At 65.7% G+C, this 20,557-nt stretch carries 23 protein-coding genes; 16 read left to right on the plus strand and 7 right to left on the minus strand.

The window, feature by feature from the left end; all coding sequences use genetic code 11:
• Positions 1-39 precede the first annotated feature (39 nt).
• Positions 40-1,089, minus strand: coding sequence for a quinone-dependent dihydroorotate dehydrogenase (locus tag SIDU_RS16570; RefSeq protein ID WP_007684342.1), 1,050 nt, complete (start codon positions 1,087-1,089; stop codon positions 40-42).
• A 469-nt stretch (positions 1,090-1,558) separates the two neighbouring features.
• Between SIDU_RS16570 and SIDU_RS16575 the strand changes: the two genes are divergently transcribed.
• The 12 genes from SIDU_RS16575 (at position 1,559) to SIDU_RS19840 (ending at position 9,928) form a co-directional block, all read left to right on the plus strand.
• Positions 1,559-2,389, plus strand: coding sequence for a helix-turn-helix domain-containing protein (locus tag SIDU_RS16575; protein WP_007684348.1), 831 nt, complete (start codon positions 1,559-1,561; stop codon positions 2,387-2,389).
• Between the two features lie 103 nt (positions 2,390-2,492).
• Positions 2,493-2,957 carry an RrF2 family transcriptional regulator gene (locus tag SIDU_RS16580; RefSeq protein WP_007684349.1) on the plus strand — a complete coding sequence of 155 codons (465 nt, stop codon included), beginning with the start codon at positions 2,493-2,495 and terminating at the stop codon, positions 2,955-2,957.
• Positions 2,954-4,438: a Fe-S cluster assembly protein SufB gene (sufB, locus tag SIDU_RS16585; protein WP_007684350.1), complete on the plus strand. Its 1,485-nt coding sequence runs from the start codon at positions 2,954-2,956 to the stop codon at positions 4,436-4,438. The genes SIDU_RS16580 and sufB overlap by 4 nt, the downstream gene beginning before the upstream one ends.
• Before the next feature lie 118 nt (positions 4,439-4,556).
• A complete protein-coding gene (locus SIDU_RS19695; RefSeq protein WP_158514637.1) occupies positions 4,557-4,697 on the plus strand; it encodes a hypothetical protein in 141 nt (46 codons plus the stop codon).
• 13 nt (positions 4,698-4,710) lie between these two features.
• Positions 4,711-5,166 (plus strand): hypothetical protein, encoded by a 456-nt coding sequence (locus tag SIDU_RS16590; protein ID WP_007684351.1) that lies wholly within the window; start codon positions 4,711-4,713, stop codon positions 5,164-5,166.
• A 3-nt stretch (positions 5,167-5,169) separates the two neighbouring features.
• Complete coding sequence (gene sufC / locus SIDU_RS16595) at positions 5,170-5,916, plus strand: Fe-S cluster assembly ATPase SufC (protein WP_007684352.1); 747 nt, start codon at positions 5,170-5,172, stop codon at positions 5,914-5,916.
• A 67-nt stretch (positions 5,917-5,983) separates the two neighbouring features.
• Entirely contained in the window at positions 5,984-6,736 is a 753-nt protein-coding gene (locus SIDU_RS16600; protein ID WP_007684353.1) for a SufD family Fe-S cluster assembly protein, read from the plus strand.
• On the plus strand, positions 6,733-8,016 hold the full coding sequence (locus SIDU_RS16605) for an aminotransferase class V-fold PLP-dependent enzyme (RefSeq protein WP_007684354.1): 1,284 nt from the start codon (positions 6,733-6,735) through the stop codon (positions 8,014-8,016). Before SIDU_RS16600 ends, SIDU_RS16605 begins: the two co-directional genes overlap by 4 nt.
• Positions 8,009-8,473 (plus strand): SUF system Fe-S cluster assembly protein, encoded by a 465-nt coding sequence (locus SIDU_RS16610; protein ID WP_007684356.1) that lies wholly within the window; start codon positions 8,009-8,011, stop codon positions 8,471-8,473. The genes SIDU_RS16605 and SIDU_RS16610 overlap by 8 nt, the downstream gene beginning before the upstream one ends.
• A 34-nt stretch (positions 8,474-8,507) precedes the next feature.
• Complete coding sequence (locus tag SIDU_RS16615) at positions 8,508-8,870, plus strand: HesB/IscA family protein (protein WP_007684358.1); 363 nt, start codon at positions 8,508-8,510, stop codon at positions 8,868-8,870.
• 14 nt (positions 8,871-8,884) lie between these two features.
• Positions 8,885-9,682: a Rossmann-fold NAD(P)-binding domain-containing protein gene (locus tag SIDU_RS16620; RefSeq protein ID WP_025772789.1), complete on the plus strand. Its 798-nt coding sequence runs from the start codon at positions 8,885-8,887 to the stop codon at positions 9,680-9,682.
• A 90-nt stretch (positions 9,683-9,772) separates the two neighbouring features.
• Positions 9,773-9,928 carry a hypothetical protein gene (locus SIDU_RS19840; protein WP_007684363.1) on the plus strand — a complete coding sequence of 52 codons (156 nt, stop codon included), beginning with the start codon at positions 9,773-9,775 and terminating at the stop codon, positions 9,926-9,928.
• On the opposite strand, the gene SIDU_RS16625 is transcribed toward SIDU_RS19840, so the two are convergent.
• Positions 9,925-10,809, minus strand: coding sequence for a DMT family transporter (locus tag SIDU_RS16625; RefSeq protein WP_007684365.1), 885 nt, complete (start codon positions 10,807-10,809; stop codon positions 9,925-9,927). The two genes, SIDU_RS19840 and SIDU_RS16625, sit on opposite strands and share 4 nt — an antisense overlap.
• A complete protein-coding gene (locus SIDU_RS16630) occupies positions 10,806-11,822 on the minus strand; it encodes a threonine aldolase family protein (RefSeq protein ID WP_007684366.1) in 1,017 nt (338 codons plus the stop codon). The genes SIDU_RS16625 and SIDU_RS16630 overlap by 4 nt, the downstream gene beginning before the upstream one ends.
• Positions 11,823-11,976: 154 nt before the next feature.
• On the opposite strand from SIDU_RS16630, the gene SIDU_RS16635 reads away from it, so the two are divergent.
• Together SIDU_RS16635 and SIDU_RS16640 are read left to right on the plus strand one after the other, a co-directional pair.
• On the plus strand, positions 11,977-13,068 hold the full coding sequence (locus SIDU_RS16635; protein ID WP_007684367.1) for a branched-chain amino acid aminotransferase: 1,092 nt from the start codon (positions 11,977-11,979) through the stop codon (positions 13,066-13,068).
• Positions 13,069-13,231: 163 nt separating this feature from the next.
• Positions 13,232-14,440 (plus strand): FAD-dependent monooxygenase, encoded by a 1,209-nt coding sequence (locus SIDU_RS16640; RefSeq protein WP_007684368.1) that lies wholly within the window; start codon positions 13,232-13,234, stop codon positions 14,438-14,440.
• Positions 14,441-14,481: 41 nt separating this feature from the next.
• Here the strand turns inward: SIDU_RS16640 and SIDU_RS16645 are convergent, their stop codons facing one another.
• The gene (locus SIDU_RS16645) at positions 14,482-15,870 is read right to left on the minus strand and encodes a cytochrome P450 (RefSeq protein WP_007684369.1); all 1,389 of its coding nucleotides are present in this window, start codon (positions 15,868-15,870) and stop codon (positions 14,482-14,484) included.
• A complete protein-coding gene (locus tag SIDU_RS16650) occupies positions 15,867-16,994 on the minus strand; it encodes a hypothetical protein (protein ID WP_007684370.1) in 1,128 nt (375 codons plus the stop codon). The genes SIDU_RS16645 and SIDU_RS16650 overlap by 4 nt, the downstream gene beginning before the upstream one ends.
• Positions 16,995-17,016: 22 nt before the next feature.
• Here SIDU_RS16650 and SIDU_RS16655 point away from each other — a divergent pair, with 22 nt between their 5' ends.
• Positions 17,017-17,310 carry a hypothetical protein gene (locus SIDU_RS16655; RefSeq protein WP_007684372.1) on the plus strand — a complete coding sequence of 98 codons (294 nt, stop codon included), beginning with the start codon at positions 17,017-17,019 and terminating at the stop codon, positions 17,308-17,310.
• A gap of 5 nt (positions 17,311-17,315) precedes the next feature.
• Complete coding sequence (kdsA, locus tag SIDU_RS16660; RefSeq protein WP_037509538.1) at positions 17,316-18,143, plus strand: 3-deoxy-8-phosphooctulonate synthase; 828 nt, start codon at positions 17,316-17,318, stop codon at positions 18,141-18,143.
• Between the two features lie 109 nt (positions 18,144-18,252).
• Here kdsA and SIDU_RS16665 read toward each other — a convergent pair whose 3' ends face one another.
• Both SIDU_RS16665 and SIDU_RS16670 read right to left on the minus strand, forming a co-directional pair.
• On the minus strand, positions 18,253-19,518 hold the full coding sequence (locus tag SIDU_RS16665) for a glutamate-5-semialdehyde dehydrogenase (RefSeq protein WP_007684374.1): 1,266 nt from the start codon (positions 19,516-19,518) through the stop codon (positions 18,253-18,255).
• 285 nt (positions 19,519-19,803) lie between these two features.
• A complete protein-coding gene (locus SIDU_RS16670) occupies positions 19,804-20,448 on the minus strand; it encodes a class I SAM-dependent methyltransferase (protein WP_007684375.1) in 645 nt (214 codons plus the stop codon).
• Between the last annotated feature and the right edge of the window lie 109 nt (positions 20,449-20,557).

Consider the following 20,557-nt stretch of genomic DNA (forward strand, 5'->3'; position numbering starts at 1 on the left):
CCTAATCGCTGCGTTGCGGTCTGCAACCCACAGGACGGATCAAGCGTCGATACCCACTATCTCGCTGATATTCTTCACCCCATCCCGCGCCATCAGCGCCTTCAGGCCGGCATTGATCCGTTTGGCCAGATACGGCCCTTCATAGACCAGCGCGCTGTAAAGCTGGATCAGGCTGGCCCCGGCGCGGAGGCGGGCATAGGCCTGTTCCGCATCGGCGATCCCCCCCACGCCGATCAGCGGCAGCCGCGTGCCCAGCGCCTTGCGGAAATCGCGCAGCCTTTGCAGCGCCGGATCGTGCAGCGGCGCGCCCGACAGGCCGCCTGCTTCCCCCGCCAGCGGAGACCGCAGCGAAGGCCGGGAAATGGTGGTGTTGGACACGATCAGCGCATCGATCCTGTGGTCGATGCAGGCGGCGGCAATATCCTCGACATCGGCCGGCTCCAGGTCCGGGGCGACCTTCAGGAAGATCGGCGTGCGATCCGTCCCCCGCGCCGCCATGACCGCGCCCAGCAACTGGTCCAGCGCCGCCCGGTCCTGAAGCGCGCGCAGGCCCGGCGTGTTGGGGGAGGAGATGTTGACCGTCAGATAATCGGCCAGCGGTGCCATGCAGGCGACGCCGGTCGCATAGTCCGCGATCCGGTCGGCCGCGTCCTTGTTGGCGCCGATATTGATGCCGATGACGGGAGTTTGTCCGTTGCTGCCCGCCCGCCGGCGCGTCGCGATCCGCTCCGCCGCCGCGGCCTGGCCGCCATTGTTGAACCCCATGCGGTTGATCACCGCCCGGTCCTCGGCCAGGCGGAACAGACGGGGCAGGGGATTGCCGGGCTGCGGCAGGGGGGTCAGCGTCCCCAATTCGGCGAAACCGAAACCCAGGCCGTGCATCTTGTGCGCGACCAGCCCCTCCTTGTCGTAACCCGCCGCCAGGCCCACCGGATTGGGAAAGGCGATGCCGGCCACCGTCTGCGCCAGCATCGAATCGGCTTCCGGCATGGGCGGCGCCGGCATCAGGCGCAGCAATGCGATGGACAGGTTATGGGCGCGCTCGGCATCCAGCGCGAAGAAAAGGGGGCGGATCAGGCGATAGGACATGGCGGCGCTATGCCAGCGCAGGGCCGTCCCGTCGAGTCGCTGTTGCAGCGCGGCAACAGTAAGGAAGGAACCACATTTCTTAACAAGATTCCCCGAGATTCGTCCCGTTTTGATCCGACCGATGTCCGATCCATCCAATAAAATTTCCCCGATTCGGACGTAAGAGAGTCTCGCGACCCGAAGGCTCTAGGCCATTTGGCTGACGAGACCTTTTCCTGACCCGGCGGTGAAAACCGCCGGGTCATTTTTTTCCGGGAACCGCCTGTTCATCGCCTTGGAACGAGACGGAAAATGGCGTTCCGTCCAGCATAGCCCCTTGCACCCCCACCCCGTTGGCGAGTATTGCATTCCGGGGTGAAATATGGGGTCGCATAAAGGCGAGGCGCCCGGGGGGGCTTCGAATATCACGGTAAGAGATGGTCATGCTCCGCTGTCCTATACCGTGGACGCGGCGCAGGGGTCCGTTCGGTTGCGCTATTTCGCGCCGCCCGAACAACTCAACGCCTATTTCGGCTCGCTCTACATCTTCACTGAAACGGCCGACCAATATTCCGACGTGACCCGCGCGGACGTGCCCCAACTTCGCTTCATGCTGGACAATAGCGGCGATTATCATTTCCATGACGGAACGATTTTGCCGACGCCGGAGGTGTGCCTGCTGGGGCCGACCATGGGCGCGACGCGCTTCGACCTGAGGGGGGCGGGCCGGGTGGTCGGCATTTCGCTGCTGCCCGCCGGGTGGATCGCGCTGCATGGCGGCGATGCCAGTATCCTTACCGACCGCGTGCAGGAAATGGTCGACCTTCCCGGCTATCGGGATCTTCTCGAACAGCTCCGCGCCACCGACGATGCGGAGGAGATGGCGGCGCTCTGCTGGCCCTTCCTGCTGGAAAGGCTGGTGCCGTTGCCCGAATCGACATGGCGGCTGCTGGAGGCGGTGGACGGCTGGCTGATGGACGAAGGCTCCCCGCGGATCGAGACGCTGGCCGACATCACCGGCCTGTCGCCGCGCCAGCTCGCCCGGCTCACCAACAAATATTATGGCTGCCCGCCTAAGCTGCTGGCGCGCAAATACCGGGCGCTGCGGTGCAGCGCGCGGATCGCGCTCGACCATGAAAGCTGGCAGGCGCTGTGCGACGACGGGCGCTTCTACGACCAGTCGCATTTCATTCGGGAGATCAAGCATTTCATCGGCCTGACCCCGCACCAGTTGCAGACCGAACCCAGCGCCGTGGCGCAACTTACCCTGCTGCGCCGCTCGCTGGGCGGGGACGTGGCCGTGATCAACCGTTTCAGCTAAGCCGCCTCCAGCAAAAATGCCTTGATTCCACCCGCAGGCGGGACCACATGCGCAATCGGATTGATTCGATCCGATTTGAGAATGGTTCGCAAGACATAGGGTCATGAGGCTTTCGAGTTTCGCAGATTATGCCGTGGTGCTGATGTCCGCCGCCGCCCGCCATTGCGGTGTGGCGAAGATGAACGCGACCACGCTTTCCGCCGAAACCGGAATCCCGCTGCCCACCGCGCAGAAGCTGGTGAGCCGCCTCTCGGCCGCGGGCCTGCTCGAATCGAGCCGGGGAACCGGCGGCGGCGTCCGCCTCAGCCGCCCGCCCGCCGCGATCACGCTGGCCGATGTGGTGGAGGCGGTGGAAGGCCCCATCGCCATGACCGCGTGCAGCGAAATGGGCGCGCATGACTGCGCGCTGGAGCAGGATTGCCGAATCCGCCCGCATATGAATGTGGCGAACAATGCGATCCGGTCGGCGCTCGCGGGCGTCACCATCGCCAGCCTTGCCAGAGAAGTCACCCCGCCTCCGTTCGTTTCGGGCGAGGTCGAGAAACGAGTTGCAGAGCAGACGCTATGACCGAAGAAGCCACCACCGTCCGCAACCTGGAAGCGCATGAGGCGGCCGAGCGCGCCTCCGCCTATGAACATGGCTGGTCCTCCGCCATCGAGCAGGATTTCGCGCCCAAGGGGCTGAACGAGGATACGGTCCGCTTCATCTCCGCCAAGAAGAAGGAGCCGGAATGGCTGCTGGAATGGCGGCTGAAGGCGTTTGCGATGTGGCAGCAGATGGAGGCGCCCGACTGGGCCAAGCTCAACATCCCGCCGATCGACTATCAGGACGCCTATTATTACGCCGAGCCGAAGAAGAAGGCGGAACTGGAGTCGCTGGACGAACTCGATCCGGAAATCCGCGCCACCTATGAAAAGCTGGGCATCCCCATCGCCGAACAGGAGGTGCTGGCCGGGGTGAAGAACAGCCGCAAGGTCGCGGTCGACGCGGTGTTCGACAGCGTCTCGGTCGCCACCACCTTCCGCAAGGAACTGGAGGAAGCGGGCGTCATCTTCCGCTCCATCAGCGAGGCGGTGCGCGAATATCCCGACCTGGTGAAGAAATGGCTGGGGAAGGTCGTGCCGATGCACGACAATTATTTCGCCACGTTGAACTGCGCCGTCTTTTCCGACGGCACCTTCGTCTACATCCCGAAGGGCGTCCGCTGCCCGATGGAACTTTCCACCTATTTCCGCATCAACGCGGAAAATACGGGCCAGTTCGAACGCACGCTGATCGTCGCGGACGAGGGCAGCTATGTCTCCTATCTCGAAGGCTGCACCGCCCCGATGCGCGACGAGAACCAGCTTCACGCGGCGGTCGTCGAACTGGTCGCGCTGGACGATGCGGAGATCAAATATTCGACCGTCCAGAACTGGTATCCCGGCGACGAGAACGGCAAGGGCGGCATCTATAATTTCGTGACCAAGCGGGCGCTCTGCCAGGGCCGCAACAGCAAGGTAAGCTGGACCCAGGTCGAAACCGGCTCCGCCATCACCTGGAAATATCCTAGCTGCGTCCTAAACGGCGAGAACAGCGTCGGCGAATTCTATTCCGTCGCGCTCACCAACAATCTGCAACAGGCCGACACCGGCACGAAGATGATCCATAACGGCAAGGGCAGCCGCTCGACCATCGTGTCGAAGGGCATTTCGGCGGGCCGCAGCAACAACACCTATCGCGGCCTCGTCCGCGTCGCGCCGGGCGCGGAGGGCGTGCGCAACTTCACCCAATGCGACAGCCTGCTGCTGGGCGACCAGTGCGGCGCGCATACGGTGCCCTATATCGAGGTCCGCAATCCTTCCGCGCAGATCGAGCATGAAGCCACGACCAGCAAGATCAGCGACGACCAGCTTTTCTACGCGATGCAGCGCGGCCTGGACCAGGAAGCAGCCGTCAGCCTGATCGTCAACGGCTTCGCCCGCGAAGTGCTGCAACAACTCCCGATGGAATTTGCGGTAGAGGCGCAGAAGCTGCTGGGCATATCGCTGGAAGGGTCGGTCGGTTGATCCTTGCGTCCTCCCCCTACGTCATGCCGGACCTGATCCGGCATCCCGCTTCTGTCTGCGCGACGGTCGAGGGCAGCGGGACCCCGGATCGAGTCCGGGGTGACGAATGATGACGAGGATGGAGTTTGCGGAAGTGTCGGAGCGCTTCGTGAAGGCGAGCCCCGAACTGGAGCCGTCCCGTCAACCTCTTCTTGAGCAAGACGACGGCTGGATGGATGCCGATGAAATTCGCGAGATCATCGCTGAACCGAGAAGTTGAAGGACCAAGACTCTTGAGCGACGAAGACGATATCCAGGACGCCCTCGCCGATTTCGCGGAGGATGTCGGCAACGGCCAGTCATGGACCGCCGCGATCCGCATCCTGACGGAGGATTATGAGCTGGAGGAGGGCGAACTCCAGGCCCGCGCGGTCAAGGATTTCGGCGACCTGGACGCCTATCAGGCCGAATGCCGCGAAGCGCTGGACAAGGGCGACGCCGCCTTCACGGAGCGCCTCAAGACAGACAAGGCCTTCCACAAGGCGAAGGCCCCCAATCTCGCCCGCATGGGTCCGGTGACCGAATTCGTGACCGGCATATTGGAAAAGGGCGCGCCCGAACCCGGCGCCGACTGGTGGCCCTATATGCCGATCAAGCGCCATATCGACACGCTGTTCCCCGCGCCCGGCGACGTGCGGGACATGGCCTTCTGGACAGCGCGGACGCTCCAGCGCGCGCATAAGGGATAAGCAATGCTGACCATCGACAATCTCACCAACGAAATCGACGGCAAGGCGATCCTGAAGGGTCTGTCGCTCTCCATCAAGGCGGGCGAGATCCACGCGATCATGGGCCCGAACGGCGCGGGCAAATCCACGCTGGCTTATACGCTGGGCGGCCGTCCAGGGTATCAGGTTACCGGCGGCACTGCCTCTTTCAACGGTGTGAACTTGTTCAGCTTGGACCCGCACGAGCGCGCCGCCGCGGGCCTGTTCCTGGGCTTCCAATATCCGGTCGAAATCCCCGGCGTCTCCAACCTGCAATTCCTGCGCGAGAGCCTCAACAGCCAGCGCAAGGCGCGGGGAGAGGAACCGCTGTCGGGCGGCGAATTCATCAAGCTCGCCAAGGAGAAGGCGGCCCTGCTCGGCCTTGACATGGAGATGCTGAAGCGCCCGGTGAATGTCGGCTTTTCGGGCGGCGAAAAGAAGCGCGCCGAAATGGTGCAGATGGGCATCCTCGACCCGAAGCTGGCGATCCTGGACGAAACCGACTCCGGCCTGGACATCGACGCGCTCAAGATCGTGGGCGCGGGCATCAACGCCATCATGCGCAGGCCCGACAAGGCGGTTCTGCTGATCACCCATTATCAGCGCCTGCTCGACTATGTGAAGCCGGACTATGTCCATGTGCTCGCCGGCGGCCGGATCGTGAAGTCGGGCGGCCCCGAACTGGCGCTGGAACTGGAACGCGAAGGCTATGCGGAGGTGGTGGCCGCGTGATGGTCTGGCAACAACAGCCGTTCCTTGGCCGCTTCTCGACTTCGCTCGAAGCGAACGGAGGCGGGAAATGAACGCTCTCACCCTTCCCACGCGCAAGGCCGAGGAATGGCGCTACAGCGACCTCGACGCGCTGGCCGCCATCTGGCCCACGCCCGCGCCGACGCGCATCGATGTCGCCGCCGGGGAAAATGCGCGCCATCATCTGTTGCAGGACGCGGCGGACGGCGCGGCGGCGGTGCATGATTATGCGATAACCGTTGCGGATGGAGCGCGCTGCGATTTCCATATCCTCAATATCGGCGGCAAGCTGGGCCGCGTGACCTTCGCCGTCACGCTGGGCAAGGGATCGCATTTCGAACTGAACGGCGCGATCATCGGCGGCGGCGACCAGGTGCTGGAAATCGTCACCGCCGTCACCCATGCGCAGCCGGACGCGACCAGCGGCCAGACGATCCGCTCCATACTGGGCCAGCATGCCACCGGCAGCTATCTCGGCAGCATCAACGTCGCCCGCGCCGCGCAGCGCACCGACGCCTTCCAGTCGGTGAAGGCGATGCTGCTGGACCGCACCGCCACGGCCAATGCCAAGCCGGAACTGGAAATCTACGCCGACGACGTGAAATGCGCCCATGGCGCGACGGTCGGGGAATTGGACCAGCAGGCCCTCTTCTACATGGCCAGCCGCGGCATGGACCCGGCGACGGCCAAGACGCTGCTGCTGAAGGCCTTTGTCGCTGGCGTGTTCGACGATATGGCCGACGAAGCTGTAAAGGACAGCCTCGAAGCCGCAGCGCTCGCCAAGCTGGAGACGCTTGTATGACGGAACCCGCTCCCCCCCCGTTCGGGCTGAGCCTGTCGAAGCCCTCCGCTGAGCGCAGCGAAGCGCCTTCGCTCAGCCCGAACGGATTTCTGGACCTCCGCCACGATTTCCCCGGCGTCGGCGACTGGCACTATCTCGACAGCGCCGCCACCGCGCAGAAGCCCAACGCCGTGATCGAGGCCATCGCCCGCGCCTATGGCCCGGACTATGCGACGGTCCATCGTGGCGTCTATGAGCGCTCCGCCAACATGACGCTCGCCTATGAAGCCGCCCGGCGCAAGGTCGCGCAGTTCATCGGCGCGGCTTCCGACAGCGAGATCGTCTATGTCCGCGGCGCGACGGAGGGCATCAACCTCGTCGCGCAATGCTGGGCGGGCACGCAACTCAAGACCGGCGACCGCATCCTGCTCTCCATGCTGGAGCATCACAGCAACATCGTCCCCTGGCAGATCGCGGCGGAGAAGGTCGGAGCCGCCATCGACGTCGTGCCGCTCACCCCGGACGGCAGGATCGATCTCGACGCCATGCAGGCGATGATCACCCCCGCGCACAGGATGGTGGCGCTGGCCCATGTGTCGAACGTTCTGGGCAGCGTGCTCGACGTTCGCCGCGCCGCCGACATCGCCCACAGCGTCGGCGCGAAAATCCTGATCGATGGCTGCCAGGCAGTGCCGCGCCTCGCCGTCGACGTGCAGGCGCTGGATTGCGATTTCTACGTCTTTTCCGCGCACAAGCTCTACGGCCCGACCGGCATCGGCGCGCTCTGGGGGCGGAAGGAATTGCTGGACGCCATGCCCCCCTATCAGGGCGGCGGATCGATGATCGACAAGGTGACGTTCGAAAAAACCACCTACGCCCCCCCGCCGACCCGGTTCGAGGCGGGAACGCCGCACATCACCGGCGTCGTCGGCCTGTCGGCGGCGATCGACTATGTGCAGGCCATCGGGCTGGACGCGATCCACGCCCATGAATGCGCGCTGGTCGGCAAAGCGCGGGCAGCGCTGGAAAGCCTCAACAGCGTCCGCGTCTTCGGGCCTGAGGATTCGGCGGGCATCCTCTCTTTCGAGGTGGAGGGGGTTCATCCGCACGATGTCGGCACCATATTGGACGAAACGGGCGTTGCCATAAGGGCGGGGCATCATTGCGCGCAGCCGCTGATGCGCCATCTGGGCGTCGAGGCGACCGCGCGGGCCAGCTTCGGCATCTACAGCGACGAAAGCGATGTGGATGCGCTGGTCAAGGGCATAGAACGGGTAAGGAAAATCTTCGCCAATGACTGAAGGTAATCGCGAAGAGCGGAAGATATTAGTAGAAGAGGTCGAGGTGGTAGAAACGCCCCCGAAGGTGCGTGTCGAGGAAGAGCCTCGTCAGCGCGACTATCTCGACGGCTTCCTTGCGCAAAAACCCGCGGAAACGCCGGTCGGCGAACCGGGCGGCAGCCTCTACGACGCGATCATCGATGCGCTCAAGGAGATCTACGACCCGGAAATTCCGGTCAACATCTATGATCTGGGCCTCGTCTACGGCGTCGACGTGACGGAGGACGGCCATGCCGTTGTCACCATGACGCTGACCACGCCGCACTGCCCGGTCGCCGAGTCCATGCCGGGCGAAGTCGAACTGCGCGTCGGCGCGGTGCCGGGCGTGGGGGACGCGCAGGTAAACCTGGTCTGGGATCCGCCATGGGATCCGCAGAAGATGTCGGACGAAGCCAAGCTCGAACTGGGGATGTTGTAACGCTCTCCCCTCCCGCAGGGAAGAAGGAACGGAAATGACCGAAACGACGACCAAGATCCGCACCCGACCCGCCGCCGTCATCCTGACGCCAGCCGCCGAACGGCGCATTGCCGACCTGATGGCGCAGGCTCCCGAAGGCGCCATCGGCGTGAAGCTGTCGACGCCCCGCCGCGGCTGTTCGGGCCTTGCCTATTCGGTCGACTATGTAAGCGAAGAAGCCAAGTTCGACGAGAAGATCGAAACTCCCGGCGGCACCTTCTATATCGACGGCGCGTCGGTCCTCTATCTGGTCGGATCGACCATGGACTGGGTGGAGGACGACTTCGCCGCCGGTTTCGTCTTCAACAACCCCAATGCCAAGGGCAGTTGCGGCTGCGGCGAGAGCTTCACGGTCTGAGGGAATAGCGTTTCATGCCCCATATGCTCATTCTGGGGCAGGGCTACACCGCTTCCCGCCTGGCCGCCCGCCTGCGCGCGGAGGGCTGGCACGTCACCGGCATCCGCCGCGCCGCCGATGCCGAAGCGCTCGCCTTCGATGACGAAAGCGCCGTCCGCGCCGCCATCGCGCAGGCCAGCCACATCCTCTCCTCCGTCCCGCCCGAAGGCGATGCCGACCCCGTCCTCGCCCGCTACGGCAGCGCCATAGCTGCTGCTCCCGCGATCTGGGCCGGCTATCTCTCCTCCACCGGAGTCTATGGCGATGCGGCGGGCGCATGGGTGGACGAAGCCACCCCTCTCCGCCAGGGCCGCCGCGCCGTCAGGGCGCAGGCCGATGCCGATTGGGGCGAACTGCGCCCCGACATGCGGCGCTTCCGCCTGCCCGGCATCTACGGCCCCGGACGCTCGGTGCTGGACCGCGTCCGGCAGGGGCGGGCGCATCGCATCGACCTGCCCGATCAGGTCTTCAGCCGCGCCCATGTCGACGACATCGTCGCGGGCATCGCCGCCTCTCTGCACCGTGGGCCGCCGGGCATCTACAATCTCTCGGACGATCTGCCCTGCGCGCAGAACCGGCTGGTCGAAGCCGCCTGCGCCATGCTGGGCATGCCCCTCCCGCCGCTCTTGACGCTGGAGGAAGCGGCGCTGTCGCCCATGGCGCAGTCCTTCTATGCCGAAAACCGGCGGGTCGCGAACGGGCGGGCAAAGCGCCTGCTCGGCTGGTCCCCCCGCTATCCGACCTATCGGGAAGGACTGCGCGCCTGCCTCTGACTCGGCCTGCCGCAAAGCCCGAACATCGCTAACGCCTTCTTAACCATCCCTGCCCGATGGCTGTCCCCTCAGCTTTCGGGGATTAAAGAGATGGACCGCTTCGATCATGCCTTCACCGCCCTCGGCCAGCGCATCAACGGCCTGACCCCACCTGAACGCGCCGCATCCGCGCCGGTCCCGCTCGCCAGCCTGATCGACCGGGTGAACGCGGCCAAGCGCCTCTATCAGCAGGGCGTCCGCCGCTAAACCCGCTTGCTCCGCAAAGCCACCACCATCCCCGCAATCGCCAGCAGCGCGCCGGCACCCGCCAGCGCCGTCCAGCGATAACGCTCCGCCAGCGTGGAGATCAGCATCGCGATCACCGGGATCAGCACGCTGGTATAGGCGGCCCGCCCCGCGCCTATCCTCTGGATCAGCCGGAAATAAAGCGGGAAGGTCACGACGGAACCCGCCAGCCCCAGCCAGGCGATCCCCGCCAGATAGCTCCACCGCGCCTCCACCACCGGCGGCCCGGCCGTGATCCAGGCGAACAGCGCATCCACCGCCGCGCCGATCAGCATCGCCCAGGCCAGCACCGCCACCATCGGCAGCCGCCGGGCGATCTCCATCCCCTGCATCACATTGGCGACCGAAGCGCTCATCAGCCCGGCGACCGCCAAGGCCGCGCCCAGCAGCACCCTGTCCGACCGCACGCTCGCCGCCTCATGCGCCAGCATCAGCGCGATCCCCGCGACCGCCACCACCGATCCCGCGACGAAGGCCCGGCTCACCGGCTGGCGGAAGAAGAGATAGGCGAGGATGCTGTTGGGGATCAGCAGCATCGCATAGACCACCGCCACCACGCCGGACGTCAGATAATGTTCGGCGCGATAGACGAAGTTGAAGTTCATCACGAACTGCGCCACCCCCAGCAGCCCGGCAAAGACCATCCCCCTGCCGCCGATATTCAGCGGCACGCCGCGCAGCCGGGCGAAGATCGCCATCGCCACCCCCGCCAGCAGGAATCTGTAGCAGACCGACCAGCTTGCCGGCACGCTGCCCAACTGGTCGCGGATGACGATCCAGGTCGAACTCCAGATCAAGGTGACGAGGATGAAGGGCAGGACGATGCCCTTGCCCCCGCTCATTCCTGCAACGCCCTCAGCGCGTCGGCCAGGGGCCGCACGCTGGCGGCGTCCTGCGACCAGTTGGTGACGATCCGCGCCGCATCCGCGCCCCAGTCGTAGAAATCGAAGCCCTGCGCCCGCAACCGCGCCCTTTCCGCTTCGCTGAGGCGCAGGAACAGCTCATTGGCCTCGACCGGATGCAGCAACCGTCCCGCCGCCCCCTCCGCCAGCGCCAGCGCCGCCGCATTGGCCGCCCGCGCATTGCGCAGCCAGAGGTCGTCCTCCACCATCGCCAGCAACTGCGCCGCCAGATAGCGCCCCTTGGAGAACAGATGCCCGGCCCGCTTGCGCCAGCGCGCCGCCTCCGCCGCCCGCGCCTGCGCCCGGTCCCCGAAAAAGACCAGGGCCTCCCCGATCATCCCGCCATTCTTGACGCAACCGAAGGAGAGGATGTCGACCCCGGCCCGCCAGGTCACGTCGCCCGGATGGCAGCCCAGATGCGCCACGGCATTGGCGAAGCGCGCCCCGTCCATGTGGAAACCCAGCCCATGCTTCCGCGCCAGATCGCCCAGCGCCGCGACCTCGTCGGGCCTATAGGCCAACCCATATTCGGTCGCCTGGGTGATGCTGATCGCTTTTGCGGGCACCTGATGCACGTCGGGGCGGATCGCCTTCAGCCGCTCGGTCACGGCGTCGGGCGACAGTTTCGCGCCCGCGCCGGGCAGCGCCATCAGGCTCGCGCCATGGGTGTAGAAGCCGGGCGCGCCGCATTCGTCGACGACGATATGCGCCTCCTCATGGCAGATCACGCCGCCATAGGGCGGGCAGAGGCAGGCCAGCGCGATGCTGTTCGCTGCCGTGCCCGTAGCGATCCACAGCGCCACAGCCTCCGTCCCGAACAGGTCGGAAAAGGCGCCGTTCAGCTGGGCGCTCCAGCCATCGCCGTCATAGCCGTGGTCGGCCCGGTCGGCCGCCGCGATGGCGGCCATCGCCTCCGGGCAGACCGGCGTCGCATTGTCGGAAAAAAAGTGCATGGGGCTGGGATAGCCGCGCCGGGGTCCAGCGCCAAGATGCCACCCTGACGGGATCGGCTATGGCCATGCACATGGGTCAGTAATATTGACCGATTGTTTCGTACCGCCAACTGTGACATAGGCGGCCCCGTCCAACCCAAAGGAGTTTTTCGTCATGGACGTCCAGCAGACATCGCGCTTCACCGTCACCCGCAGCGGCAAGGCCGTACCGGCTGACCAGCGCGCCGTGCTGCTGGCGGACCCCGGTTTCGGAAAGCTCTTCACCGACCATATGGTGACGATTCGCTATACGGAGGGGCAGGGTTGGCACAGCCACGCCATCGGTCCCCGCGAACCCTTCCAGCTCGATCCCGCCTGCGCGGTGCTGCACTATGCGCAGGAAATCTTCGAAGGGATGAAGGCCTATCGGCTGGAGGACGGCAGCATCGCCATGTTCCGGCCGGAGGAAAATGCCCGCCGCTTCGCCGAATCGGCGGAACGCATGGCCATGCCGGTCCTGCCCGAAGAGCTCTTCCTGGAAGCGGTCGAATTGCTGGTGAAGACCGACGCCGACTGGATTCCGGGCGGGGAGGGCAGCCTCTACCTGCGCCCCTTCATGTTCGCCAGCGAGACCTTCCTGGGCGTGCGTCCGGCGAACGAATATATTTTCTGCGTCATCGCCTCGCCCGCCGGCGCTTATTTCAAGGGCGGGAAGAAGGCGGTCACGCTTTGGGTGTCGGAACATTTCACCCGCGCCGCGCGCGGCGGCACGGGCGCGGCCAAATGCGGCGGCAACTATGCCGCCTCGCTGGTGGCGCAGAAGGAGGCGATCAGCCATGGCTGCGACCAGGTCGTCTTCCTCGACGCGGCGGAGAACAAGTGGGTCGAGGAACTGGGCGGCATGAACGTCTTTTTCGTGATGGACGACGGGTCGATCGTCACCCCGCCGCTCTCCGGCACGATCCTGCCGGGCATCACCCGCAACAGCATCATTTCGCTTGCCCGCGCCAAGGGGCATGAGGTGCGGGAGGAACCCTACAGCTTCGCCCAATGGCGCGCCGACGCCGCCAGCGGCAAGCTGCGCGAGGCCTTCGCCTGCGGCACGGCGGCGGTCGTCACCGCCATCGGCACGGTGAAGAGCGTCAATGGCGACTTCACCATCGGCAATGGCGACGGCGGCATCGTGACCGAAGCGCTGCGCGCCGACCTGACCGGCATCCAGCGCGGTACGGTGGCCGACCCGGCGAACTGGGTGCGGAAGCTGTAAACGACGAAACCACGTCGCCCCGTTCGGGCTGAGCCTGTCGAAGCCCTTTACTTTTCTTTTCAAGCGTTGTGCTGGGGAGAAAGTAAAACCCTTCGACAAGCTCAGGGCGAACGGGGATGGGATGCCCTTCCCAATCCCCTCGCAACCGCCTAGAACCGCCGCCATGCAACGCTTCGACGTCGTCATATTGGGCGGTGGCCTTGTCGGCCTGACCCTGGGCATCGCGCTTTCCGGCCATGGCGTGCGCTGCGCCGTGATCGATCCGGCCAACCCGGTGGAGACCACCGCCGCCGGGTTCGACGGTCGCGTTTCGGCCATCAGTTCGACCAGCTACGCCATGCTGTCGGCGATAGGCGTGGCCGACCATCTGGAGGGCAAGGGGTGCCCCATCGACCGCATCTGGGTCAGCGACGGGCTGGAACCGGGCGCGCTCGACTTCGCGCCGGACGCGGATGACGGGGTGATGGGGATCATGTTCCCCAATCGCGACCTGCGCGTAGCCCTGGCGCAGACGGCGGAAAAGGCGGAGAACCTCACCCGCTTCCAGCCCGACCGGGCGCTGCATGTCGACCGGGATGCCGATGGCGTGACGCTGACCCTGGCCGGCGGAGAGACGATCCACGGCGCGCTGCTGGTCGCGGCGGAGGGCCGCAACAGCCCGACCCGCGAGGTGGAGGGCATCCGCACCACGCGCTGGAACTACAGGCATGTCGCGATGGTGACGGCCATCGACCATGAAGTGCCGCACGCCAACACGGCCTATGAGATATTCTACCCCGGCGGCCCCTTCGCGCTGCTGCCGATGCTGCCCGGCACGCGGTCGGCCATCGTCTGGACCGTGCCGACGGATCAGGCCCCGGCAATGCTCAAACTGTCCGAGCGCGCCTGGCTGGCGGAGGCGCAGAAGCGCATGGGCGGCTTCCTGGGCGAAATCGCGCTGGCGGGGCCGCGCTCCAGCTATCCGCTCGGCTTCCACCATGCGGCGCGGATCACCGGCACGCGGCTCGCGCTGGTCGGGGACAGCGCCCATGCGATCCACCCGATCGCCGGGCAGGGCCTCAATCTGGGCTTCCGCGATGTCGCCGCGCTGGTGGAGGTGCTGGTGGAGGGCATGCGGCTCGGCCTCGATCCGGGCGACGCGCAATTGCTGGCACGCTATCAGCGCTGGCGCGGGCTGGACGCGATGATGACCAGCGTGGCGATGGATGGGCTGGTGCGGCTGTTCGACGTGCCGGGCCGCATCCCCTCGCTCGTCCGCCGCGCCGGGCTGGCGGCGGTGCAGCGCACCTCCCTGCTCAAGAATCGATTCATGGCCGAAGCCCGCGGTCAATCCGGCGCCCTGCCGCGCCTGCTGACGGGCGAGATGGTCTAGGTCCGCTCGACGACGTCAGGCGCCCCGTGCGGGAGGGCGGTTCAAGCGGTGCGACGATCCACGGGGACGGCGTCGAATATCAGCTTCATTCCCGTCCTCGGCCGGATGGTCAGGCGGCTGATCGGTTCGGGCTTGAACCCTTCGGGCACCGACAGGCGATAGCGGCGCAGCACGGCGGCGATCACGGTCATCACCTCCTGCTGGGCGAAACCGGCGCCGATGCAGACCCTGGGGCCACGGCCGAAGGGAAACCAGGCCTGGCGCACCATTTCCGCATTGGCGGGGTCGTCGAAGCGGGCAGGGTCGAAGCTGTGCGGGCAGGCCCAATTATCCTCGTTGCGCTGGGTGAGCCAGGGGGCGACGACCAGCATCGCACCCTCCTCCAACTGCTTGTCGCGCATCGGCATCGGGCAGGTCACTTCGCGGGGGAAGAAGGCGACCGGCGGGTAGAGGCGCAGCGTCTCGCGGAAGATGTTGCGGATCGCGCCCATATCCTTGAGCATCGTCGCGGCGAACGGCGCATTCCCGGCGATTTCCGTCACTTCGGCGCGGGCGGCATTCTGGATATGGCTGCATTCCGCCAGCATGTAGAGCGCCCAGGTCATGGTGCTGGCCGACGTCTCATGCCCGGCGAGGAAGATGGTCGAGACCTGGTCCATCACCTGTTGCAAGGTGAAGGGATCGCCGGTTTCGGGATGCTTCGCCTCGATCAGCGACTGGAGTATGTCCTCGTGCGGAGCCTCCCCGCGCTGGTGGAAGCCTTCGTGGCGCGCCTCGACAATGGGGCGGAAGACGTCGTGGATCGCCTTGGCCGGTCCAAGCGACCGCTTCTCGAACCAGCGCGCCGGAAAGCCGTAGAGGCGCAGCATGGAGGCGCTGTGGGCGAGCCGTTGGAATTTCCCGAAGGCGGTGTGGATGATGTTGGAGCGGCGCTCGTCCAGCGCCTCCGAAAACAGCGTGCGGAAGATGATGTCGGCCGCCACATGGGTCATCATCGGGTCGATGTCGACCGGCTTCGAGCGGTCCGCCGCGTCGAGCCGGGCCAGCAGGTCGTCGGCCGCCGCCGCCATCAGCGGCATGGATCGGTTGAGCGCGGTGTGGGCGAAGGCGGGATTCACCATGGCGCGCTGGCTTTCCCAATCCTCCCCATTGGCGGAAAAGACCGAATTGCCGATCAGGGGAGACAGGTTGCGCACCAGCTCGCGATGCTTGGGATAGGCTGTGCCGCCGCGCAATATCTGGTCCACCAGCGGCAGTTCGTTGGCGATATACATGGTCTGGCCGGGCATGCGGATTTCGCCCAGCTTCATCGTGTAGCTCTTCTCGAACAGGACATGGATCCAGCTATGCCAGCCTCGGAAGAAGCGCTTGACTAGGCCGCGGCGGGTGCGGGGCGGTTCGGGATAGGGCGGAGTGAAGGGCTGCGTCACGGGATGGTCCTGAACTGCGCTATGGCTTCGTCTATGGTGCGGCGGCCTGCGGTCAGGCTGACATAGTCCACCGGCGAGAGGCGGTCGCCCACCCGCAGATAGTCGAAATGCGCCTCATATTTGTTCGACCAACCGCCATGGTAATTTTCCGGATCGTAGAAGAGGTGGAAGCGCGGCGAAAGCATGTCCACGCGGGCCGCGCATCGGTCCGAGACGAGCCGGATCGGATGCACGCCATGATAGGCCGCGCCGTCGGGCGGGGCGGAAAAGTCGACCAGGCGGAAGGGCTTGTCGTCCAGCGCCTTGAGGTCGGCATGATACCAGCGGGCATCCTTGCGCAGCGCGATGACGGGCACCACCTGGCCCAGCGTCAGGACGGTGAAATTGGCGGGCAACTGCCTGTCCCCGCGCAGTTCGAACAGGCGGCGCAGCACGCTCATCGCATAGATGGTGCCGTTGCTGTGGGATACGAAGACGACCTCGTCCCAGGGGCCGTCCATTTCCTCCGCGATGCGGGCGGCGAACTGGTCGAGGCGGGCGTCCATCTCCGCGCCGGGGCCGTCGGCGGCGACGCCGTGGTTGTAGACCATGAAGCGCAGCAGCCAGGGCACGATCAGCTTGTCGAGCAGGCGGCCGGAGAAAAGCGCGCTGATGCCGATGCCGATCAAAGCGGCGGCCCAGAAGGGCATCAGCAGCGACAGCAACAGCGCCGGGATCAGCGCCAGCGCCAGCGGGATCAGCACCCCCAGCAGCGGCGGATAGAGGATGGTGATGACCGGCCCCGGACGCAGTTTTCGCATGCGCAGGAACTGCATGTGGCGGGCATGGGCGGCATAGGTGGCGATGGAGCGCCATGCCAGCAGCAGCGGATTGCGAATCCACACCTTGCCGACCAGATCCTCCCAACGGAGGAATTCATAGTCGGTCTCCACACCCGCGCTATGGTTGGTGACGGTCCAGCGGGCTGAAGAGGCGGGGCCGGAGCGGCGGGCGCTCACCTCCACGGCTTCGCCCGACAGGCGCGCGTAGCTTTCCGCCTGCTCGCGATACATCTGATGGTAGAAACGCACCCCGCGCGGGTCGAATCCGCCGAGATAGAAGAGTTTGCGCTTGAACTTTTCCATGGCCCCTGTTCCACATCGGGCCATGACGACACCCGAACGCGATTACTGCTATTTCATAGACCACCGCAAATACAACCGAAACATCGGCTGTCGGCGCCATGACAATGCCTATGGCATCAATGGCGGCGGCAGCGAGCGGGATCGGTGGCGGGCGGACTTCGCCTTTTACCGGCACATGCGCGACAATGGCGATCCCATGGCCCTGCCTTCGCTGCTGGCCTGCCTGTGTTTCGGCTGGTTCTGCTGGAATTATCACCCCGGCAAGGGGCTGTGGCGGGGGCAGCTCTTGCGCCGCTTCGTGAAAGCGCCGAAGTGAGCGGCATGATGACAGCCAAGCATGTTTCCATCGGGTCGCTGACGGTCGGCAACGACCTGCCCTTCGTCCTGATCTCCGGCCCCTGCCAGATCGAGAGCCGCGACCATGCGATGATGATGGCGGAGCGGCTGTCCGGCGCGGCGGGACGAGCCGGGGTGCCGTTCATCTTCAAATCCTCCTTCGACAAGGCGAACCGGACGTCCGTGTCGGGGCGGCGGGGCGTCGGGATCGATGCGGGGCTGGCGATATTGGCGGAGGTAAAGGCGGCCTTCGGCTGCCCGGTGCTGACCGACGTGCATGAGGCCGGGCAGGTCGGGGCGGCGGCAGAGGCCGTGGACATCCTGCAAATCCCGGCCTTTCTGTGTCGCCAGACCGATCTGCTGCTGGCGGCAGGGCGGACCGGGGTGGTGGTCAATGTGAAGAAGGGGCAGTTCCTGGCCCCCTGGGACATGGCCGCGGTGGCGCAGAAGGTCGCATCGACCGGAAATGAGCGCATCCTGCTGACGGAGCGAGGGGCGAGCTTCGGCTACAACACGCTCGTCAGCGATATGCGGTCGCTGCCGGTGATGGCGCAGACCGGCTATCCGGTGGTGTTCGACGCCACCCATTCGGTGCAGCAGCCGGGCGGGCTGGGATCGGCTTCGGGCGGGCAGCGCGAATTCGCGCCGGTGCTGGCGCGAAGCGCCGTAGCGGCAGGCGTCGCGGCGGTGTTTGCCGAGGCGCATGACGACCCGGACAACGCGCCATCCGACGGGCCGGTGATGCTGCCCATCGAGTGGGTCGGGCCGCTGCTGGAAAAGCTGAAGGCGATCGATGAGGTGGTGAAGGGGTAAGCGAGCCAATCCCCTCCGTTCGGGCTGAGCGCAGCGAAGGCTTCGGCTTCGCTCAGCCTTGCCCTTCGACAGGCTCAGGGCGAACGGAGGTGAGGTTAGGCGGTCAAGGCTAAGGCCGCGCCTGACCCGTTCCGCGCACCAGCCATTTGTAGGTCGTCAACCCTTCCAGCGCGACCGGGCCTCTTGCATGGAGGCGGCCCGTCGAGATGCCGATCTCCGCGCCCAGCCCGAACTCGCCGCCGTCCGCGAACTGGGTGGAGGCGTTCCACATCACGATGGCGCTGTCGACCGCGTTCAGGAAGCGCTCGGCCTTTTCCGCATCCTCGGTGATGATGGCGTCGGTATGATGGCTGGCATGGGCGGCGATATGGGCGAGCGCTTCGTCCAGCCCGTCCACCATCCGCACCGACACGATGGCGTCGAGATATTCCGTATCCCAATCCTCGTCCGAAGCCGCGACCACGCGGCTGTCCAGCGCCTGCACGGCGTCATCGCCGCGCACTTCGCACTTGGCGTCGAGCAGCGCCTTCACGATGGAGGGCGCTTGCGCGAAGCCCTTGTCGATCAGCACCGTCTCGGTCGCGCCGCAAATGCCGGTGCGGCGCATCTTGGCGTTCACCACCAGCTTCTGCGCCATGTCGGGGTCGGCCGCGCCGTCGACATAGCTGTGGTTGATGCCGTCCAGATGGGCGAGCACGGGCACCCGCGCCTCTTCCTGCACGCGGGCGACCAGGTTCTTGCCGCCGCGAGGGACGATCAGGTCGATGAACTCGGCGGCCTTCAGCAGCGCGCCCACGGCGGCGCGGTCCGTGGTGGGGACCAGTTGCACCGCGTCGGCGGGCAGGCCCGCGGCGACGATGCCCTCCACCATGGCGGCGTGGATGGCGCGGTTGCTTTCCTTCGCTTCGCTGCCGCCGCGCAGGATCACGGCGTTTCCGGCGCGCAGGCAGAGCGCGGCCGCGTCGGCGGTCACATTGGGGCGGCTTTCATAGATGATGCCGATCACGCCCAGCGGCACCCGGACGCGGGAAAGCTCCATGCCGTTGGGGCGGACCAGCCTGTCGATCACGCTGCCCAGCGGATTGTCCAGCGTGGCCACCTGATCCACGCCCGCCGCCGTCGCGAGGACGCGGTCCTCGTCCAGCTTCAGCCGGTCGAGCATGGCGGGCGACAGGCCGTTGGCGGCGGCATTTTCCATGTCGCGGGCATTGGCGGCGATGATCTGCGGCGCCTGGTCCCTCAGCGCCTGCGCGGCGCGGCGCAGCGCGTCGATCTTCTGCGCGTCGCTGGCGGTGGAAAGCTGCGCCGCCGCGGCGCGCGCGCGCGCGCCAAGGGTCGCTATCAGCATTTCAGGAGTCTGGGTCAGGTCGTTCATCAACTATCTCGCCGTGTTTCGCGCCGGGGCTTATCATGAAGCGTGGCAAAGCGAAACCGTCGTTGCGGCTGCGGCAGGTCGATGAAGCCTGAAGCCGACAACCGGGCCATGGGTCGCAATATGGCCCGGCTGCCAGCAGGCAGAAGGAACTGCCTATTCTGCTCGCCTAGCGACCTGCCCAGGCTGGCGCATACCCCAAACAGGGTATAGGCGCGCCGACGCCGCGAAAAATTCGCAAAAATATAGTTAATTCAATGGGGAAGCAAAAGCATCAGGCCGAAAGCATCAGGCTGCCTGGGCCAGGATTTCCCGCTTCATCGCGACGAACATCCGGCAGGGCGGGATGTTGCGCCATTCCACCCGCTCCCGAATCTCCTCGAACAGGGGGGAGAGCAGGCGGCGCATATAGCCGGAATATTGATAGACCAGGAAAGCCCCGCCATCCTTCAGGACCGACCGGGTTTCCGCGCAGATCGCCTGCCCCACGCCGTCGGGCAGGGTGGAGAAGGGAATGCCGGACAGGACATAGTCCGCCTGGGCATAGCCCGCTTCCTTGATGAAGCGGCGGACGTCGGCGGCGGAGCCGTGGACGATGCGCAGCCGGGGATCGGCGATCTCCGCCTCCAGATAGGCGACGAAATCGAGATTGAGGTCGATGGCGAGCAGCGTCGCGTCAGGATGCAGCCTGTCCAATATGGGCCGCGTGAAGGTGCCGACGCCCGGCCCATATTCCACGAACAGCCGGGTCCGCTGCCAATCCACCCCCTCCAGCATGCTGTCGACCAGCTGCCGCGATGACGGGATGACCGACCCGATCATGCCCGGATGCTTGATGAACTGCCGGAAGAACATGCTCCATTGACCCAGGAAGGTGGAGGATCGCTTGCCGGGAAGAACCCGATTTTTCTTCTTCAAAGGAATGGAGGCCATTCATTCTCGCCTGTCTGCCTTGCCCGTCGACTCGCAAAAATCGCACGGGCATGCAAGCGCCTTCGCGGGGGAGGGCTGAAATCGATAGGAGTTAAGCGCCACATGTTCC

Origin of the sequence: Sphingobium indicum B90A (genome assembly GCF_000264945.2) — a bacterium.
GTDB lineage: Bacteria > Pseudomonadota > Alphaproteobacteria > Sphingomonadales > Sphingomonadaceae > Sphingobium > Sphingobium indicum.

Excerpts from the sequence above, each read along its gene's own strand:
- SIDU_RS16570 (WP_007684342.1), bottom strand. The coding sequence starts at position 1,089 with ATGTCCTATCGCCTGATCCGCCCCCTTTTCTTCGCGCTGGATGCCGAG.
- SIDU_RS16580 (WP_007684349.1), top strand. The coding sequence starts at position 2,493 with ATGAGGCTTTCGAGTTTCGCAGATTATGCCGTGGTGCTGATGTCCGCC.
- sufB (WP_007684350.1), top strand. The coding sequence starts at position 2,954 with ATGACCGAAGAAGCCACCACCGTCCGCAACCTGGAAGCGCATGAGGCG.
- SIDU_RS19695 (WP_158514637.1), top strand. The coding sequence starts at position 4,557 with ATGGAGTTTGCGGAAGTGTCGGAGCGCTTCGTGAAGGCGAGCCCCGAA.
- sufC (WP_007684352.1), top strand. The coding sequence starts at position 5,170 with ATGCTGACCATCGACAATCTCACCAACGAAATCGACGGCAAGGCGATC.
- SIDU_RS16600 (WP_007684353.1), top strand. The coding sequence starts at position 5,984 with ATGAACGCTCTCACCCTTCCCACGCGCAAGGCCGAGGAATGGCGCTAC.
- SIDU_RS16605 (WP_007684354.1), top strand. The coding sequence starts at position 6,733 with ATGACGGAACCCGCTCCCCCCCCGTTCGGGCTGAGCCTGTCGAAGCCC.
- SIDU_RS16610 (WP_007684356.1), top strand. The coding sequence starts at position 8,009 with ATGACTGAAGGTAATCGCGAAGAGCGGAAGATATTAGTAGAAGAGGTC.
- SIDU_RS16615 (WP_007684358.1), top strand. The coding sequence starts at position 8,508 with ATGACCGAAACGACGACCAAGATCCGCACCCGACCCGCCGCCGTCATC.
- SIDU_RS16620 (WP_025772789.1), top strand. The coding sequence starts at position 8,885 with ATGCCCCATATGCTCATTCTGGGGCAGGGCTACACCGCTTCCCGCCTG.
- SIDU_RS19840 (WP_007684363.1), top strand. The coding sequence starts at position 9,773 with ATGGACCGCTTCGATCATGCCTTCACCGCCCTCGGCCAGCGCATCAAC.
- SIDU_RS16625 (WP_007684365.1), bottom strand. The coding sequence starts at position 10,809 with ATGAGCGGGGGCAAGGGCATCGTCCTGCCCTTCATCCTCGTCACCTTG.
- SIDU_RS16630 (WP_007684366.1), bottom strand. The coding sequence starts at position 11,822 with ATGCACTTTTTTTCCGACAATGCGACGCCGGTCTGCCCGGAGGCGATG.
- SIDU_RS16635 (WP_007684367.1), top strand. The coding sequence starts at position 11,977 with ATGGACGTCCAGCAGACATCGCGCTTCACCGTCACCCGCAGCGGCAAG.
- SIDU_RS16640 (WP_007684368.1), top strand. The coding sequence starts at position 13,232 with ATGCAACGCTTCGACGTCGTCATATTGGGCGGTGGCCTTGTCGGCCTG.
- SIDU_RS16650 (WP_007684370.1), bottom strand. The coding sequence starts at position 16,994 with ATGGAAAAGTTCAAGCGCAAACTCTTCTATCTCGGCGGATTCGACCCG.
- SIDU_RS16655 (WP_007684372.1), top strand. The coding sequence starts at position 17,017 with ATGACGACACCCGAACGCGATTACTGCTATTTCATAGACCACCGCAAA.
- kdsA (WP_037509538.1), top strand. The coding sequence starts at position 17,316 with ATGATGACAGCCAAGCATGTTTCCATCGGGTCGCTGACGGTCGGCAAC.
- SIDU_RS16665 (WP_007684374.1), bottom strand. The coding sequence starts at position 19,518 with ATGAACGACCTGACCCAGACTCCTGAAATGCTGATAGCGACCCTTGGC.
- SIDU_RS16670 (WP_007684375.1), bottom strand. The coding sequence starts at position 20,448 with ATGGCCTCCATTCCTTTGAAGAAGAAAAATCGGGTTCTTCCCGGCAAG.